Annotated in this window: 13 protein-coding genes, 1 pseudogene and 1 riboswitch; of the genes and pseudogenes, 8 read left to right on the plus strand and 6 right to left on the minus strand. The window is 72.1% G+C overall.

Annotation, left to right across the window (positions count from 1 at the left end; translation table 11 throughout):
• The first annotated feature begins 51 nt into the window (after positions 1–51).
• Positions 52–1,389 carry a glycosyltransferase 87 family protein gene (locus ACH4S7_RS01765; RefSeq protein ID WP_398519052.1) on the plus strand — a complete coding sequence of 446 codons (1,338 nt, stop codon included), beginning with the start codon at positions 52–54 and terminating at the stop codon, positions 1,387–1,389.
• A gap of 31 nt (positions 1,390–1,420) precedes the next feature.
• On the opposite strand, the gene ACH4S7_RS01770 is transcribed toward ACH4S7_RS01765, so the two are convergent.
• From ACH4S7_RS01770 to ACH4S7_RS01790, 5 genes are all read right to left on the minus strand, one after another.
• Positions 1,421–2,644 (minus strand): hypothetical protein, encoded by a 1,224-nt coding sequence (locus tag ACH4S7_RS01770; protein WP_398519053.1) that lies wholly within the window; start codon positions 2,642–2,644, stop codon positions 1,421–1,423.
• A gap of 41 nt (positions 2,645–2,685) precedes the next feature.
• Positions 2,686–3,714: an NlpC/P60 family protein gene (locus ACH4S7_RS01775; RefSeq protein WP_398519054.1), complete on the minus strand. Its 1,029-nt coding sequence runs from the start codon at positions 3,712–3,714 to the stop codon at positions 2,686–2,688.
• A 249-nt stretch (positions 3,715–3,963) separates the two neighbouring features.
• Positions 3,964–5,025: an NlpC/P60 family protein gene (locus ACH4S7_RS01780; RefSeq protein WP_398519055.1), complete on the minus strand. Its 1,062-nt coding sequence runs from the start codon at positions 5,023–5,025 to the stop codon at positions 3,964–3,966.
• A gap of 399 nt (positions 5,026–5,424) precedes the next feature.
• On the minus strand, positions 5,425–6,786 hold the full coding sequence (locus ACH4S7_RS01785) for an NYN domain-containing protein (protein WP_398519056.1): 1,362 nt from the start codon (positions 6,784–6,786) through the stop codon (positions 5,425–5,427).
• A 43-nt stretch (positions 6,787–6,829) separates the two neighbouring features.
• Complete coding sequence (locus tag ACH4S7_RS01790) at positions 6,830–7,072, minus strand: hypothetical protein (protein ID WP_398519057.1); 243 nt, start codon at positions 7,070–7,072, stop codon at positions 6,830–6,832.
• A gap of 152 nt (positions 7,073–7,224) precedes the next feature.
• Between ACH4S7_RS01790 and ACH4S7_RS01795 the strand changes: the two genes are divergently transcribed.
• From ACH4S7_RS01795 to ACH4S7_RS01825, 7 genes and pseudogenes are all read left to right on the plus strand, one after another.
• The gene (locus ACH4S7_RS01795; RefSeq protein WP_398519058.1) at positions 7,225–7,980 is read left to right on the plus strand and encodes a rhomboid family intramembrane serine protease; all 756 of its coding nucleotides are present in this window, start codon (positions 7,225–7,227) and stop codon (positions 7,978–7,980) included.
• Positions 7,977–8,258: an Lrp/AsnC family transcriptional regulator gene (locus ACH4S7_RS01800; protein WP_398519059.1), complete on the plus strand. Its 282-nt coding sequence runs from the start codon at positions 7,977–7,979 to the stop codon at positions 8,256–8,258. The genes ACH4S7_RS01795 and ACH4S7_RS01800 overlap by 4 nt, the downstream gene beginning before the upstream one ends.
• 365 nt (positions 8,259–8,623) lie before the next feature.
• The gene (locus ACH4S7_RS01805) at positions 8,624–9,001 is read left to right on the plus strand and encodes a small secreted hydrophilic protein (protein ID WP_398519060.1); all 378 of its coding nucleotides are present in this window, start codon (positions 8,624–8,626) and stop codon (positions 8,999–9,001) included.
• Positions 8,988–10,454 (plus strand): sensor histidine kinase, encoded by a 1,467-nt coding sequence (locus ACH4S7_RS01810; RefSeq protein ID WP_398519061.1) that lies wholly within the window; start codon positions 8,988–8,990, stop codon positions 10,452–10,454. Before ACH4S7_RS01805 ends, ACH4S7_RS01810 begins: the two co-directional genes overlap by 14 nt.
• The gene (locus ACH4S7_RS01815; protein ID WP_398519062.1) at positions 10,451–11,113 is read left to right on the plus strand and encodes a response regulator transcription factor; all 663 of its coding nucleotides are present in this window, start codon (positions 10,451–10,453) and stop codon (positions 11,111–11,113) included. Before ACH4S7_RS01810 ends, ACH4S7_RS01815 begins: the two co-directional genes overlap by 4 nt.
• Positions 11,114–11,296: 183 nt before the next feature.
• Positions 11,297–12,709, plus strand: coding sequence for an SLC13 family permease (locus ACH4S7_RS01820; protein ID WP_398519063.1), 1,413 nt, complete (start codon positions 11,297–11,299; stop codon positions 12,707–12,709).
• Positions 12,710–12,745: 36 nt separating this feature from the next.
• A pseudogene (locus ACH4S7_RS01825) lies at positions 12,746–13,980 on the plus strand (glycerate kinase).
• Here the strand turns inward: ACH4S7_RS01825 and ACH4S7_RS01830 are convergent.
• Positions 13,929–15,299: an aminotransferase class V-fold PLP-dependent enzyme gene (locus ACH4S7_RS01830; protein WP_398519064.1), complete on the minus strand. Its 1,371-nt coding sequence runs from the start codon at positions 15,297–15,299 to the stop codon at positions 13,929–13,931. The pseudogene ACH4S7_RS01825 and the gene ACH4S7_RS01830 overlap by 52 nt on opposite strands.
• A gap of 208 nt (positions 15,300–15,507) precedes the next feature.
• Positions 15,508–15,625: riboswitch (SAM riboswitch) on the minus strand.
• Between the last annotated feature and the right edge of the window lie 188 nt (positions 15,626–15,813).

The raw sequence follows: 15,813 nt of genomic DNA on the forward strand, positions 1-15,813 counted from the left end.
CCCGGGCATCATGGGCACTTCACAATTCTGTACGAATGGGATGAGGCGCTCATGACGGACAGATGTAGCGGCTCTCGACCCGACGGCCAACCCGCTGAACGGCCCGGCAAAGGGCCCGGTGAACGGCCCGGCACCCGGACCGGTGCAGGGCCCGACAGCCGACCGGGCGACCGCCTGGGACGACTCCAGCTCTCGCTCTGGCTCGTCACCAGGGCGGCCCTGCTCCTCTGTGTCCTCGCCGTCCTCCCCTTCCCCGGCCCGGACGTGACCGCCGACGTCTCCGTCATCTACCGGGACTGGTACGCGACGCTGCGCGGCGGCGCCTTCCCCCACTCCGATGTCACCTGGCAGTACCCGCCCGGCGCGGCCCTCGCGATCCTCGCCCCCGCCCTCCTCCCCTTCCTCGACTACGCCCACGCGTTCTTCGCCCTGATCCTGCTCGGCGACGCGGCCGTACTCGCGCTGCTGCGGTACGCGGGCGGGCGGCCCGGCCGGTCCGCGCGCGGTGCCTGGGTGTGGACCTGCGGCGTCCCCCTCCTCGGGCCCACCGCCTATGCGCGCTACGACCTGATGGTCACGGCCGTCGCGGTCGCCGCGCTGCTGGCGGGCGCGCGCCGGCCCCGGGTGCTGGGCGCGCTGGCGGGCCTCGGGGCGCTGCTCAAGGTCTGGCCGGTCCTCTTGCTGACCGGTCTGCCGCGCGGCCGGGCGACCCGGCGCGCCTGGGGTGCGGCGGCGGCCACCGGCGCCGCACTGACCCTGTTCTTCTTCATGACGATGCCGGGCGCGCTCGCCTTCCTGACCTTCCAGCGCGACCGGGGCACGGAGGTGGAGTCGCTGGGGGCCCTCGTCTTCCATCTGGCGCGCCACCTGGGCTGGGAGGGGCAGGTGCTGCTGAACTACGGATCGGTGGAATTCCTCGGCCCGTACGTCCCCCTGGTCTCGACCCTCGCGCTCGCGCTGGCGGTGGCCGCGCTGGGCTGGCTGGTGCTCTGGCGGCTCCGGGCGCGGGAGTTCGACGCGAGCACCCCGTGCGACGCCGCTTTCAGCGGGCTGTTGCTGTTCACCACGACGAGCCGGGTGATCAGCCCGCAGTACCTGCTGTGGCTCGTCGGCGTGGGTGCGGTCTGTCTCTCCCTCCGGTCGAGCCGGATGACGCTGCCGGTGTGGCTGGTGCTGGCGGCGACCGGTGTGACGGTGCTGGAGTTCCCGATCTGGTTCGCGCGGGTGGTGGCGAGCGACGGGGTGGGGGTGCTGCTGCTGGTGGTGCGGAACGGACTGCTGGTGGGAGCGGCGGCGGTGGCGTGCACGCGGCTGTGGCGGAGCGCAGTGCGGCCCGCGCCCGCGCCCCGGGTGCGGCCGTCACACGACGAACGGCTCCTCTCCCCCTGACCGGGGGCGGCGATCAGCAGGCGGGGGGCGCTCAGCCCAGCCGGGTCCCGAGGTACTCCCGCCAGGCCGAGGTGAAGGCGGCCGACGTCGTGCCCAGGACCTCCCGGATGGCGCGCTCCGGTGTTCCGTCCCCCGCCGCCCGGTACAGCGCCGTGAGCCGTTCCTCGCCCCAGCGTTCCGCGATCAGTTCACAGGCGAGCCAGCCGCCCTCGTACGCCTTCGCCAGTGCATCCGGTTCGCCCCCGAAGGCGAAGTCGTCGTCCGCGGGGAGCCGCGCCGGGACGTCGCCCTCGCGGATCGCGCGGTGCAGACCGGGTGCCGTCTGGGCCGCGGTGCGGCCGGTGTCGCGGTAGGCGACCCAGTCGGCGAAGCCCTCGGAGAGCCACATCGGGGTCGTCCCGGAGGTGTACGCCCGCGTCGCCACGTGGGCGGTCTCATGGGTGAGGACGATCTCCTGGCCGAAGTCGCCGAGGACGCCGTACGCCGAGGGGTTCACGATCACTCGGTCGGCCGGCACCCGGCCCGCCGTCCCGGTCTCGCCCGTGGTGACCGCCGCGATGCCCCGGTATCCAGTGGCCGGGGCGCCGAGCAGCGCGCCCATCGCCTCCAGTGACTCCGGGACGAGGACGACGACCTTACGGGCCCAGGGCGACGGCCAGGCGGCCGAGACCGTGGGCACGGTCCGGTCGGCGCGGGCCGCGAGGGCCCTGAGCCGGTCCTCGTCCTGGCCCACCGCGAGCACCAGACTGCGGGTGCCGTGCACGACCTGGACGTCGCCCTGCTGCCAGAGCTGTTGCGGACCGCCCTTGGCCGCCCGGTCGGCCCGTACGTACCAGCGGCCGTCGTACCGTCCCAGCTCCAGCGTGCGCGCGGCGGTGACGGGCACGGTGTCGTAACCGGTGAGTCGGTAGCGGAGTTCGGCGTCGGCGACGGCCGTGTCACCCCGCCGTTCCACCTTCCCCAGCCGGTACTCCCAAGAGGCCAGCGGCACCTTCGCCCGGTGGCGGAACTGCCGGCGTTCCTCGACCCGCAGCGCATCCGCGTCGGGGGCCAGCGCCGCCAGATAGCCCTTCTCGTCACGGGCGACGGCGGCGTCGGCACGGGCGTCCAGGGTGCGCCGGATGTCCCGTACCACCGTGTCGGACGCCTCGGGGGCCGCACAGCCGGCCAGCAGCACGGGGGTCAGCAGGACCGCGGCGAGAGCGAGCCCCGCCATCCGTACCCTTCGGCGCGCCGTGCGCCCATGATCTGCCACGCCGCTGATCGTACGGAATGAATCGGGGCGAGCGGGCCGGCTCAGACCCGGGTGACCGAGGAGACCGGCATCATGCCGACCGGGTCATAGCGGACGGCGGCCCCGGGGTAGGGCGCGTGGACGACCTGGCCGCCGCCCACGTACATCCCGATATGGCTGGCGTCGTCGCGGTAGGCGATCAGATCGCCTGGGCGGGCCTGGGCGAGCGGTACCTGACGGCCGGCGTACCGCTGGGCCTGCGAGGTGCGCGGCAGTCCGACGCCCGCCTGCCGGTACGCCCACTGGGTGAGACCGGAACAGTCGAAGCCGGAGGGCCCGTTGGCGCCCCACACATAGGGCCGTCCCACCACCCCGCGGGCGGCCCGCACGGCGGCGGCGGCCCGGCCGGAGACGGACTCGTCGCCCGCGAGGCCGGGCGGGGCGTCGCGGCCGGAGCGGGAGGCCCGGTCGAAGGCGGCGCGGTCGGCGGAGGGGAGGGAGTTGAGCAGCTTCCGCGCGGCGGCGAGCCGGGCCTCGACGGTCCGCTTGTGGTGGGCGACGGCGGCCCGGCTGCGTTCCAGCTCGGCGAGGTCGTGGTGGGCCTCGGCGCGTTCCTGGCCGAGTCGGCGCTGGGCGTGCCGCAGCTCGTGCAGGGCGGTGGCCTGCCGGTCGGCGACGCGCCCCAGCACCTCGGCCCTGCCGAGGTAGCTGTCGGGGTCGGAGGAGAGCAGCAGATCGAGCGCGGGGTCCATGCCCCCGGAGCGGTACTGCGCCCCCGCGACCGCGCCCAGCGCGCCCCGCATCCGGTTGACCCGCTCCTGCCCCAGGGCCACGCCGTCCTGCGCCCGCGCCACCCGGTCGCGGAGGTCGCCGACCCGCTCACCGGCCGCGTTGAACCGTTCGGTCGCCTTCTCGGCCTCCTGGAACAGCCGGTCCACCGAGGCCCGGGTGGCGTCCGCCGTCTCGTGCGGCTCGGCGCCGGCCGGCAGGGTCCCGAGCGCGGCGGCCGTCGCGGCCACGGCGGCGGACAGGACGGTGACCCGGGCATGGTGGGTGAGGCCGGGCGGTGAGGGCCGTCGATGGGACGCCACGGGGCCGCGCTCCCTTCCGCTGTACGAGAGGGTACGAGCCGGTACGCGGCGCCGTGGCGACGGGACATGGCCGTACGAGGGCTGTTGCGCGGCAGACAGTAGCCGGGGGACCACACGGCGGCCAAAGACCTCGGGGGGCGCACACACGTACGCCCTGCCGGGAGATCACAGGTCACCGGCAGGGCGTGGCGTCAGCGGGGTGATCGGGAATTCGCCCGATCGGGCGGCGGAGCGGGGTGTCGGAGACCGTCAGACCCGGACGCCGAACTGGTAGGGCATGTTGTTCATGGACTCGTACCGCACCACGGCACCGGTGCGCGGCGAGTGCAGGACCTGGCCGTTGCCCGCGTAGAAGCCGACGTGGTGCAGATCGCTGTAGAAGAAGACCAGGTCGCCCACGCGGAGATCGCTCTGCGAGTTGATCCGCTGGCCGATCCCGGACTGCGCCTGCGAGGTGCGCGGTATGGAGATGTCGGCCTGGGCGAAGGCCCAGGAGGTGAAGCCTGAGCAGTCGAAGGAGTTGGGGCCGGACGCGCCGTACACATACGGCGTGCCGATCTTGCTCTGGGCGGCGGAGTAGGCCGACGACGCGCGCTGCGAACCGGGCTTGCTGGTGGTCTCGCCGCCCTGCTTCGCGGTCTCGCCGGACTTGCCGAGGTCGGGGCGGGCGCCGGCCCGGTTGGCCCGGTCCTCCTCCGCCTTGAGCTGGGCCCGCTCCTGCGCGGTCAGCGAGTTCAGCAGCTTCTGCGCCTCGCCCAGCTTGGCCTGGACCTCCTGCTTCTTGGTGCCGAGCTGCTTGCGCGTGTCGGCGAGGTCGCCGAGCTTCTGCTGGGCCTCCTTGCGCTGCTGCGCCAGGGTGCGCTGCTTGGCCTGGATCTCGGTGATGGCGTCGGTCTGCTTGGCGCCGATCTGATCCAGCGCGGACGCCTGGTCGAGATAGCTCTCCGGGTTGGAGGAGAGGAAGAGCTGGAGGGCCGGGTCCATGCCGCCCGAGCGGTACTGGGCGCTGGCGACGGAACCGAGGTTGTCCCGGAGCGTGTTCAGCTCGTCCTGGCCCCGCGCGACCTTGTCCTGGAGGGCGTCGACCTGCTTGTCGAGCTTGTCCTGCTGCTCCTTGGCGCCGTTGAGCTTCTCGGTCGCCTGCGCGGCCTCGTCGTAGAGCTTGTCGACCTTCGCCTTGACCTCGCTCTTGCTCGGCTTGGGGTCGGCCTGAGCGGTCTGCGAGGTCAGCGCGACGGCCGCGGCGGCGGTCGCGGTGAGGACGGTCACGCGGGCGCGGCTCGGCTGCTTGGCACGACGGTGGGACGCCACGAAGGCAGCTCCTTCTTCCTCAGAGCCGCCTACCGGGCACATGGGACGAGTCCCGGCTCCGCGCACGCAGCTCCCCCGGAGAACGGCTGGGGCACACGGACTCGGCGGTTCCTTCGCCGCCACCCCGGATGGGTGATCAACCGCGCGAAGGTTCGACGCCTGACCTTAGTGACCTTCTTGTGATCAGTTCAAATCCTCCCAGGAAAAAAATCGGTCACGAGCGCATTCTTTACTCACATCACACACGTAGTAATGGCCACTTGACGCTCAGTCCCGTCATGAGGGTTCGAATCCGGGTATTACGCGCGGGGGTTGACGGGACGCGGCTCGGCTCGGGCCGGCGGGATGCCGGCCGGGCGTACGGGACGGGGGCGTACGGAACGGGGCGTACGGAACGGGTCAGACCCGGGACAGCCGCTTCAGCAGCATCGCGGACGCGACCGGCCGGGCGCCGACCTTCGCCACTCCGTCAGCGACCTCCCGGTCGGTGGAGACCACCACCACGGGCCGCCCCGGCGGCTCCGCCCGGACGAGCTGACGGATCAGCTCGTCCGCCGTCACACCCGCCTTCGAGAACAGCACCCGCACCCCGCGCGGCGGCGCGAGCAGCACCGGGGCCGCCAGTTCGGCGCCGTCGAAGACACAAGTGATCTCCGCCCCGCTCTGCGCGGCGAGCACGGAGAGACCGCCCAGCAGCCGCAGCCGCTGCTTCTCCAGCGGCATCGTCGGATACCCCGTCTTGGTGACGTTGTAGCCGTCCACCACCAGATGCGCCTGTGGCAGCGCCAGCAACTGGTCGAGCAGCGCCGGATCGGTCTCGGAGAGCGCGCGGGCGGCGATGTCCTTGGGCGACATCCGGCCGGGTTCGACCGCGTCGACCGTGTCGGCGGGGTGGATCGACGCGGGCGGCAGCGCCAGTTCGCGGCGGAGCCCCTGAGCCGCTTCCAGCACCGTGTCCAGCAGCAGCCGCAGCCGCATGTCCTCGATCGAACGGCCCTCCCTGGCCGCCCGCCGCCCGGCCTCCACGGCGGCCTCCGCCTCACCGAGGCGGGCCTTCAGCCGCCGGGTCTCGCTCTCGGCCGACGAGACCTGGGCGGCGGTCTCCGACCGCACCGTCTCGATCTCGGCGCTCGCCCGGCGCAGGGCGGCCTCACCGCGCTTGATGTCGCTCTGCGCGCTGCGCACCTTGCGGCGGAGGGATTCGGCCTCCTTGCGGGAGATCTCCAGCTCGGTCCGCAGCCGCTCGGTCTCGCTCTTCGTGAGACCACGGGCCTCGGTCAGCTCCTCGCGCAGGCGTTCCAGCTCGCGCCGCCCCGCCTCATCGGCACGCTCGGCGTCCGCGCGCAGGGCCTCCTCGCCCGCGGCGGCGACGAGTTTCACCCATCCGGTGGGGCGCAGCACATAGGCGGCGGCGGCCACATCGAGCGGGTCGGCGGCGGCGGGCGGCGATCCGGCCGTCAGCGCGGCGCACAGTTCGGGCTGCGCCTGCGCGAGGCGTTCCCCGATGCGCTGACGGAAGACCGGATCGCTCTCCAGCGCCGCGGCCATCGCATTGCCCGCGAACTTGGCGCGCCGGGAGGGCGTGAAGCGGGCGTACTGCCGTAGCTGGGCGGGGAGTTCGGCGACGGTGAGCCCGCCGAAGGCGTCCGAGAGCAGGGCGACGACGCGGCGCCGCACTCCTTCCGGCAACGGCCGGTCGAGCGCCTCTGCGGCGTCACCGGCCGCACCGGCCGGCTCGGCGCCGCTGTCAGGCTGCTCCACGATCCGTCACCCCATTACCCGTACCGGCCGCCGCGCCACTCCCTCAGGAGACGGCGCCCGGCCTATCCACCAGCTCGATCTTGTCAACGGCGTTGCACCAGCGGCAGCGCACGGACTCGATGGTCTCACTGAGCACCTCGCGCTCCTCCACCGTCGGCTCTCCGGCCAGGTCCAGATGGACGTACTCGACGACCTTCGAGGAGCGCGTGACGTCGAAGCGGGTGAGATTGCCGCAGAGTGCGCAGCGCCAGCGGGTGCCGGCCGTCGGCGGGGGAACCGTCGTCATCGTGCCGTCCTCATTTCGTCGTACGGATGCGGGGGACCGCGGTGCGCCGTCGAACTGCGGGTGTACTCCCTGTAACTCTATGGCCTCGCGGGTCTCCGAGGACACGGCGAGGCACTCTGTACCGTTCCGACCGACTACGACATGATCTGCCCATGGTCGATTGGCGGCGGATTGCCCTCGGGGCGTACCGGGGGGCAACGACGGGCCCCACGGTGACGTACGGCACCATCGCCATCTGCTGCGCGATCTTCCTGGTCAGCCCGGTGTCGGGGATGAACCCCGGGTACGGGACGGGGGAGACGCTGCTCGCCGCACAGTCCGCGTACTTCGAGCGGTGGGGAGTGATCCCCGCCGAATTGATGAGCCCCGCCTCTGCCAGCGCGACCACCGCGACCACCGCGACCACGCCATTCACCGCGCTGTTCGTCCACGGAAACTGGCTGCATCTACTCGGCAATGTGCTCTTTCTCTACGTCTTCGGCGCGATGGCCGAGGGGCGCATGGGGCAGTTCGAGTTCACGCTCTTCTATCTGGGCACCGGATACCTGGCGCTGCTCGCCTACGCGGCCGTCAACGCCGACTCCGGGCAGACCCTGGTGGGGGCCTCCGGGGCGATCTCGGGGGTGCTCGGCGCCTTCCTCTTCCTCTTCCCGCGGGCCAGGGTCACCAGTCTCTTCCCCTTCCTCTTCTTCCTGCCGCTGCGCTTCCCCGCCTGGATGGTGCTGATCTTCTGGTTCGTCCTCCAGTGGCTGGCGGCGACGGGCGCGGGCACCGGGGGCGCCGGGGTGGCGTATCTGGCGCATCTGGTGGGGTTCGGGGTCGGCTTCCTCTACGCGTGGGGACGATTCCGGCAGCGGGCTAGAGTGAAGGTCCCAGCAGCGGCCACCGAGGGAGAAAGCCAGCCGTGATCACCGCGATCGTGCTCATCAAGACCAGCGTGGACCGCATCCCCGAGATCGCCGAGTCGATCGCCGCGCTCGACAGCGTCAGCGAGGTCTTCTCCGTCACCGGTACGTACGACCTGATCGCGATGGTCCGGGTGGCCCGACACGACGATCTGGCCGAGGTGATCCCCGGCCGCATCAGCAAGATCGAGGGCGTGGAGGGGACGGACACACATGTGGCGTTCCGCACCTACTCGCAGCACGATCTGGAGGCGGCGTTCGCGATCGGTCTGGACTCCTAAAGACCGCCCGCCCGGATTCCCCGAGTCTGTCCGGATTCTGGATTCTCGGGGTACGCCCGGATCCCTCCGGGCTGTCCGGATTCCTCAGAGCCGTCCCGATCCCCTCGGGCTGACGCACCACTCCGGGGCCCCCGGTCGCCTCCCGGGGCGGGTTCTTCCCTCTGCCCGCCCTCGCCCCCGCATCCCCCACCTCCGGCACCTCCGGCTCCTCGCGCCCGGCCTCCCGGGCCGGTCCCGTGCGCCCTTCCCCACCTCGTACGGTCCGAAGATCGGACTGGACGCCGCCAAACCTCCGGAGCGAAGATGAAGACTTCCTCATCTCCGTCTCATCCGCCGCCCCAGCTACGGTCGTCACCATCGAACTCATGGTCTTCTCGCACCGCATAGCGGCCCTCGCCGCCGTCGTCGCGATACCCCTCGGTATCGCGGTGACGAGTTATGCCCTCACCGACAGCCCCGACGATCGCAAGGTCCCGCCGAAGGTCGAGCTGGAGAGCGGCTCGCCCACGGGCCCGCCCAGCTCGCCACCGCCCGTACCCCGGGACGAGACGGTCGCACCTCCGGCCGTCAGCGAGAACCCCTCCGGCGTGCAGCCGTCGGGCGCCAACCCCGGCGGAGGCAACACCCCGGCGCCACCCACGCCGAAGCCCCCGACCAGCCCCCCGGTCAACTCCGGTGACGACGACGACAACGGACAGGGCGACGACGGCCCGGGCGGCGACGACTTCGGTGACGACGGCTGACCCGGTACGCCACTGGGTCTCCGCTCGGCTGCGTATCCTCCTCTGGCTCCTCCTCGTGATGGCGGTGGCACTCGGCGCCGTCGCCACCGCCACCCGCTCCGTGCTGCTGCGTGACGTGGACCACCGCATCAACGGCCTCCTCGTACAGGAGGCCGGCGAGTTCGCCAACTTCGTACGCCAGGGCATCGATCCCCATACGGGGCAGAAGTTCACCGACCCCAACTCGCTGCTGAAGCTGTTCCTCGCCCGGCAGTACGCCGACCGTGACGAGGAACTGCTCGGTCTCATCGGCCGGCCCGCCCCCCAGACCCCCGCCACCATCGTGCAGTTCCGGGAGCTCGGCTTCGAACACCCGCTCGCCAAGGACCCCGGTGCCCTGGTGTCCGTCTTCGACTCCCCCGACGCCACCGGCACCCTGCACCGCTCGCGGGGCGAGGTGCGCTGGGCGAAGGTGGAGATAGGCTCCGGGCCCGGCCATCCGCCCGCCGCCTTCGTCGTCGCCATCCACCCGGGCGCCGAGCAGGACAAGGCCGGCGATGTCTTCACCATGCTGCTCGCGATATCCGGGGTGGCACTGCTGATGACGACCGGTATCGGCTGGGCGGTCGCGGGCCGGATACTCAAACCCGTACGGCTGATCCGGACGACCGCGGCGGAGTTGACCGAACAGGATCTGACCCGGCGCATACCGGTGCAGGGCCGCGACGATATGGCGGCGCTCGCCGAAACGTTCAACGCGATGCTGGACCGGCTGGAGCGGGCGTTCGCCGCGCAGCGCGAGTTCGTCGACGACGCCGGGCACGAACTGCGCACCCCCATCACCATCGTCCGCGGCCATCTGGAGCTGATGGGCGACGATCCGGCGGAACGCGAGGAGACCGTACGGATCGTGATGGAGGAGCTGGAGCGGATGAGCAGGATCGTGGAGGATCTGCTGCTGCTCGCCAAGGCCGAACGGCCCGACTTCGCCGTCCCGGAACCCGTCCAGCTCGGCGAACTCACCGCCGATGTCTTCGTCAAGGCACGGGCGCTCGGCGAACGCGACTGGAAGCTCGCCGAGGTGGCCGACGCCGAGGTACTGCTCGACCCCCAGCGGATCACCCAGGCGATGGTCCAGCTCGCCCAGAACGCCGTCCAGCACACCATCCCCGGCCAGCGGGTGAGCATCGGCTCACGCAGCGCCGACGGGCGGATCGAACTCTATGTCGCCGACAGCGGACCCGGGGTCCAGCCCAAGGACTCCCAGGTCATCTTCGAACGCTTCCGGCGCGGCACCGCCCGGCGCGGGGCCCGCGCCACCGGCGCCGGACTCGGCCTCGCGATCGTCAAGGCCATCGCCGAGGGCCACGGCGGCCGGGTCGAACTCCGTCCCACCGACGGCGGCGGCGCCACTTTCGTGCTCGTCTTCCAAGAGCTCCTCATACTCCAAGAGCAGAGGGACACAGAGCTGTGAACCGCATACTCATCGTCGAGGACGAGGAACGCATCGCCTCCTTCGTCGAGAAGGGCCTCCGGGCCAATGGATTCACCACCACCGTCGTCGGGGACGGGGACGCCGCCTACGACTACGCCGTCACCGGCGGCTTCGATCTGGTGATCCTGGACATCGGACTGCCCGGCAAGGACGGCTTCACCGTGCTGCGCCAACTGCGCGAGGCCCGGGTGTCGGTGCCGGTGATCGTGCTGACCGCGCGGGACTCCGTCCGGGACACGGTGGCCGGGCTGGAGGGCGGCGCCGACGACTGGATGACCAAACCGTTCCGGTTCGAGGAACTGCTCGCCCGGGTACGGCTGCGGCTGCGCACGGCGGCCGGGGCGCCCGAGGTGACGGTGTTGCGCAGCGGCGAACTGACCCTGGACCTGCGCACCCGCCGGGCCCGGTCGGGCGACCGGACGGTGGATCTGACGGCCCGCGAGTTCGTTCTGCTCGAACTCTTCCTGCGCCACCCGGGGCAGGTGCTGGCCCGTGAGCAGATCCTGTCCCATGTGTGGGGGTACGACTTCGACCCGGGCTCCAACATCGTCGACGTCTATGTCCGCGCGCTCCGCAAGAAGCTGGGCGCGGACCGGGTGGAGACGGTACGGGGCATGGGGTACCGGCTGCCCGACTAGGGCGTGTCCGGGGAGCCTCTTCGCGGCGCGGACGGGACCCCGGGCGCGGGCGGGACTTCGGGTGGCGACGGGCCGCGGCGTTCGGACGGGCCTTCGAAGAGATGATCGACGGCCGTCGTCGCGTGAAGTTCCTTTCATGAAGGGCTCATGGAACGCTCACCGCCGAGGTGAAGCCTTTCTCATGTGACCTTGAACCTCCGACAAGCGGCGACCGCGTGTGTGGCCCTCAGCATCTGCGCCCTGCTGATCGTCCCGGGCAACTTCCCGGGACTGAGCGGCGACGCCCGTATCACCCTGGCCGTCTTCGCCATCGCGACCTGCGCCTGGATCGGTACGCCGATCGATGACACCTACATCGCCCTGGGCGCGGGCCTCGCGCTCACCGCGACCGGAGTGATCAGCAGCGACGCCCTCTTCGGCACCCTCGGGGACGATACGGTCTGGCTGCTGATCTGCGCCTTCGTGCTGGCCTCCGCGGTGGCGCGGACCGGCCTCGCCGGGCGGGCCGCCGCCTTCCTGGTCGGCGGGGCCCGCAATGTCAGACAGCTCGTCCATCTGACGACCGCCGCGCTCGTCGTCACCGCCTTCGCGGTGCCCGCGACCTCCGGCCGTGCCGCGCTCGCCATGCCGGTGTTCCTGGCCCTCGCCAAGGTGCTGATGGACCGCAAGCGGCTGGTGGTCATGTTGGCGCTGCTCTTCCCCACCGTCATCCTGCTGTCGGCGGTGGCGACCCTGATCGGCGCCGGCGCGCACCTGATCACGGTGTCGGTGCTCTGGGAGACGGCCGGGGAGCGGATCGGCTTCACCGAGTGGTTGATGATCGGGCTGCCGCTGGCGGTGGTCTCCTCCCATCTGGCGGCGGAGGTGGTGCTGTTCACGACGACCAACCGGGAAGACCGGAAGGGGCCCGTCCATATCACCGCCGAACAGATCCAGGAGCACAGCGAGCAGCCCGTCACCGGCCCCTGGGCGGCGGCCGAGACCCGCTGTGCCCTGCTGCTCGGGACCGTCGTCGTGCTGTGGTGCAGCGAGCCGCTCCACCGGGTGCCGCCCGCCGTCGTCGCACTGATCGGCGCGGTCGTCGCGGCCTCCCCCGCCATCGGCACCGTACGGCTCAAGGACGCGTTGAAGACCGTGCCGTGGTCGCTGCTGCTGTTCATGGCCGCCACCATGGCCATGGGTCTGGCGCTCTCCGACTCCGGGGCGGCGAAATGGCTGGTGGGCGGGGTGCCGCTGGACCTGCCGCCGTGGCTGTTCCTCACCGTCGTGGTGGGCATCTCCACCGCCGCCCATCTGGTCCTCCAGTCCCGGTCGGCCCGCTCGTCGGTGCTGGTGCCCCTGGTCGTGGCGGCGGCCGTGGGAGCCGGGGTCAATCCGGTCGCCGCCGCACTCGCCTCCACCGCCGCGGCCGGCTTCTGCCACACCCTGCCCGCCTCCGCGAAGCCGGTCACCCTCTTCGCCGACATCCCCGGCGTCCCCACCTACACCCCGCGCGACCTGCTGCGCCTGTCCGCGGTCCTGGCACCGCTGACCGCCGCGCTCGTGCTCCTCTTCGCCGTCGCCGTCTGGCCGCTGGTCGGCGTGCCCCTCCGCTGACGGCCCCCCACCCCTCATCCGTATCAGGAGTGCACCATGCTGAACCGAATAGCCGTCGCCCCCAGCGGTTTCAAGGAGTCCCTCTCCGCGCAGTCCGCGGCCGAGGCCATCGCCACGGGGGTCCGACGAGTGGTCCCGGAAGCGGAGATCGATCTGATACCCCTGGTGGACGGCGGGGAAGGCACCGCCCGTGCGCTGGCCGTCGCCAGCGGCGGACGGCTGGTCCCCCGGCGCGCCACCGGACCCACCGGCGAACCGATCGGAACCCACTTCGCGCTGCTGGGGGACGGCGCCGAGACCGCGGTCGTGGAGATGGCGGCGGTCGCCGGGCTCTCCCTGGTGCCGCGCGATCTCCGCGATCCCACCGTGACCACGACGTACGGCGTCGGTGAACTGATCCGCGCCGCGCTCGACACCGGCGTCCGGCGGATCCTCGTCGGCTGCGGCGACTCCGGCACGTCGGACGGCGGTGCCGGCGCGCTCCAGGCGCTCGGCGCGCGCCTCCTCGACGTGGCGGGGCGGGAACTGCCCACCGGCGGGCGGGAGCTGGTCCGACTGGACCGGATCGACACCTCGGGGCTCGACCCGCGGCTGGCCGACACGGAGATCCGGGTCGCCTGCAACCCCTTCAACGTGCTGTGCGGCGACCGCGGTGTCGCCAGGGTCTTCGGCCCGCAGAAGGGCGCGACCCCGGCGCAGGTCGAACAGCTCGCGGCGGCCCTGGAGCACTGGGCGGCCGTACTCACCCGCGATCTCCGGGTGCGGACGGATCTCCGACTCGGCTCCGGCACCGGGGCCTCCGGCGGACTGGGCGCGGGACTCGCCGCCCTCGGCGCCGAACTACTCCCCCGCTTCGACGTCCTCCTCGACCATCTCGACCTGGACGCCCGCCTCGCCCGCGCCGACCTCGTCCTCACCGCCGAAGGCGCCATCGACCACCAGACCCCGCGCGGCAAGGTGCCCGCCGAGGTGGCCCGCCGCGCCAAGCGGTACGGACGCCCGGTGCTCGCCCTCGCCGGCACCATCGGCGAAGGGGCGCACCAGGTGCGCTCGGCGGGCGTGGACGCCTACAGCTCGATCCTGCCGGCGCCGGTCAGCCTCACCGAAGCGCTCGGCCGGGGCGGCGAGTTCCTCACCGACGCCACCGAACGCGCCCTGCGGATGGTGCTGATCGGGACCCGACTGCGGGAGCACGCCGACGCGTGAGCCGGTCCGCGGGTCACACGGACGCGCTGGTGTCCGGGACGCAGCGGCCGTCCTGGGTGCGGTAGTTCCACCGCGCGCCATCGGCCACCAGCTCCTTCACGGCCTGGGTGAAGCGCTCCACGTGCTCGTCGGGGGTCCCGGCGCCGAAGCTGACCCGGATCGCGTTCAGCGACTTCTCGCCCGGCTCGCTCTCCGGGGCGCCGCACTCGCCCGGGTCCCCGGGGTCGCTGCCCAGCAGGGTGCGCACCAGCGGGTGGGCGCAGAACAGCCCGTCCCGTACCCCGATCCCGTACTCCGCCGAGAGCGCCGCCGCGAAGTGCGAGCTGTTCCAGCCCTCCACCACGAAGGAAATCACTCCGACGCGCGGGGCGTCGTCGCCGAACAGCGACAGCACCCTGACCTCGGGCACCTCGGCGAGCCCCTGCCGGACGGCGGTGACCAGCCGCTGTTCACGGGCGACCAGCTCGTCGAAGCCGGCCTCGGTCAGCGCCTTGCAGGCGGCGGCGATGGCGTAGACGCCGATGACATTGGGCGAACCGGCCTCGTGGCGGGCGGCGGTGCTGTGCCACTCGACCTCCACCCCGCCGTCCGCCCGGCGCGCGACCTTCCGCGAGGCACCGCCGCCGGCGAGGTACGGCTCCGCGTCCTGGAGCCAGTCCGCCCGCCCGGCGAGCACACCCGAACCGAACGGCGCGTACAGCTTGTGCCCGGAGAACGCGACCCAGTCGACGTCGAGTTCCCGTACGGAGACGGGGTGGTGCGGCGCGAGCTGTGCGGCGTCCAGCACGATCCGGGCGCCATGGGCGTGGGCGGCGGCGGCCAGCTCCTTCACCGGCCACAGCTCACCGGTCACATTGGACGCGCCGGTCACACAGACCAGCGCGGGGCCGTACGGGTCACGGTCCGCGAGTGCGTGCTCCAGCGTCGCGACGGCTTCGGCGGGCGTACGCGGCGCGTTGAGGTAGGTCACCCGGGCGTCCCGCCACGGCAGCAGCGAGGCGTGGTGCTCGGTCTCGAAGACGAAGACCTGGCAGTCCGCGGGCAGACAGGCGGCGAGCAGATTGAGCGAGTCGGTGGTGGAGCGGGTGAAGACGACCTGGTCGCCGTCGCGGCAGTCGAGGAACCCGGCGACGGTCTCCCGGCTGTTCTCGAAGAGGTCGGTGGAGAGCTGCGAGAGATAGCCGGCACCGCGGTGGACACTGCCGTAGTACGGGGCGTACGCGGCCACATCGTCCCAGACGCGCTGGAGGGCGGGGGCGCTGGCGGCGTAGTCGAGGGCGGCGTAGGTGACCTCACCACCGGTGACGAGCGGGACGGTCACATCGCGGCCCAGGACCGGCAGGGGGGCGAGGGTGTCGACGGCGGCGTGGGGGTATGCGGACATGGCGGTATCTCCCGGCAGGACGCGGCGAAATGACTTCATGGACCCGCACGCCATCGACCCGCTGACACGGGTGGGAGGGTACGGGGATGCCTCGGACGCACGGCGGTGGCCGTACGGAGGGTGTGCTGAAGAAGGGGCGTTCAGCCCTATCGCATTCGCTTGCTCACGAGACTGCTCCCTTGAGGACCAGGACCCCAGGGCTTGCAGGGGTCCGCGCTTGCCGCGGGCCTCGCTGCCCACGGCCTGGTCTTCACCCGGGGCACCCCGCCACGGACGGAGGGTTGCCGGACAGCGGGCCGGGGCCGTAGTCGCTGTCACTCATGACCTGCGACGACGTTATGCCACGGGGTGGTGTCGCCGCAACCACGTCCGCATCCCGGAACGGGGTGGCCTCCGGCCCGGGTGCCTGTGAGCGCCTCCGGGCCCGGGGCCCCTGTTCCTACTGCCTCCCGAGCCGGAGGGTCCGTCCTCAAACGCCGGACCGGCTGGAATTTGCCACACCTCCGCCACCCGA

This window comes from Streptomyces sp. NPDC020965, from assembly GCF_044333555.1.
Classification (GTDB): Bacteria; Actinomycetota; Actinomycetes; order Streptomycetales; family Streptomycetaceae; genus Streptomyces.